The organism is Sandarakinorhabdus sp. (assembly GCF_040398665.1).
In the GTDB taxonomy this organism is placed as follows: Bacteria; Pseudomonadota; Alphaproteobacteria; order Sphingomonadales; family Sphingomonadaceae; genus Sandarakinorhabdus.
In genome coordinates, this window is record NZ_JBBATQ010000009.1 from 1 (window position 1) to 1,722 (window position 1,722).

General features: G+C 64.7%; 1 protein-coding gene. It reads right to left on the reverse strand.

The features are described 5' to 3' along the window. The coding region (locus ABWP22_RS11570) for a putative Ig domain-containing protein (protein WP_353200278.1) at positions 1-1,722 on the reverse strand (1,722 nt) is incomplete at both ends.

Here is a 1,722-nt window from a genome sequence, read left to right on the forward strand (position 1 = left end):
CCGTACCGCCGGTGCCACCCGTTTCGCCCGTGCCACCCGTTTCGCCCGTGCCACCCGTTTCGCCCGTGCCACCCGTACCGCCGGTGCCACCCGTTTCGCCCGTGCCACCCGTTTCGCCCGTGCCACCGGTGCCACCCGTGCCACCAGTTTCGCCCGTGCCACCCGTACCGCCGGTGCCACCGGTCTCGCCCGTGCCACCCGTACCACCGGTCTCGCCCGTGCCACCCGTAGAGCCAGTGCCGCCGGTGCCACCCGTCCCGCCGGTACCACCCGTACCGCCGGTACCACCCGTGCCGCCGGTTCCACCCGTGCCACCAGCGTTGGCAAGGATCACTTCGACGATTTCAGCCAGCGACGTGGCGTCGGCGATGGCTTGGTTGGCGTTTGCGGCCTGTTCCAGCCCGGTGGCGAGCGCCTCGTCCGGAATGTCCAGGTTGCTGGTCAGCGATTCCAGCGTGTCAGAGTCGGCCAGGTTGACCTGACCGCCATTCAACATTTCTTCCGCGATGTTTTCGATCAGCTTGGCTTCGAACGCGGCTGCGTCGGCCGGCGTGATGCCAGCCGCTTCCTTCAATTCGTTGAGCAGCGTGACGATCTGGGTCGCTGCCTTTTGCGCGATCAACGCGACCGGATCGCCATCCGGCTGCCCCTGCATGTCGTACTTGGTCAGATCAAGGTCAGCAGGCAGCCCAACGGCTGCAACAACGATCGCGTTCGCTTGCTCGACAGTCTTGCCGAGGTCGACCAGTTCCTGCACCAGCGTGGTCAGTGGGCTGATGATCTCCGCGCCACTCGGCGCCGTCATCACAATCGTGTTGGGCAAGCCCGTATCGGTGTTCACACCGCCAAAGGCGACCAACTTGCCGACATATACGGACGGGAACGAGAAGCGGCCATCGTCGCCGGTGACTGACGATGGCTCGTCTAGCTCGCCTGGCACGCCAACGTCGAGCACACCGTTACCATTGACATCGACGAACACGGTGGCGCCGGAGACATAGCCATCGATGACGGTGCCGGTTTGCAGCCTGGCCACCGAGATGGCGAAGCTGTCGACGTCGGTGAGCAAGCCGTCGGTGGACGTGACCTTGACGTTGATCTGCCCGACAAAACTGATGTCGGATCGGAAGTCGAGCGTGGCCAGCAGGTCGTTGATGGCGCTGAGCGGGCCATTGAGCACCAGCGTTGCCGTGCCGTTGCCGGTGACGCTGATGCCGCTGGGGATGCTGCCGAACGACAGCACGCCATTCCCGTCGAGCTCCAGCTTGACGGTGAAAGGCGCATTGCCGGCGTCAACATCGGCCACCGAAATGCCAGACAGCCGCAGGTCAGCGCCGGCCAGAACCTGGGAAGGGGCCGGGACTGTATTGACAGGCGCGTCGTTCACCGCAGTCACGTTCAGCACGAACGTGTCTGAAACGCTGGCGCGGCCGTCAGATGCCGTGACCTTCAGGTCGAGCGTTCCGACAAAATTCGCCGGCGGTGTGCCCGAGAACGTGCGGGTTGCCGCATCAAACGTCAGCCACGAAGGCAGCGCCGAACCGTCACCAAGCGTGGCGCTATAGGCCAACGCGTCGCCATCAACATCGCTGAACGCGCCAGCAGGAACCTGATAGCTCCACGCCGCGTCCTCGGCACTCGCCTGATCCGCAATGGCCGCAGAGACCACAGGCGCGTCGTTCACCGCAGTCACGTTCAGCACGAACGTGTCTGAAACGCTGG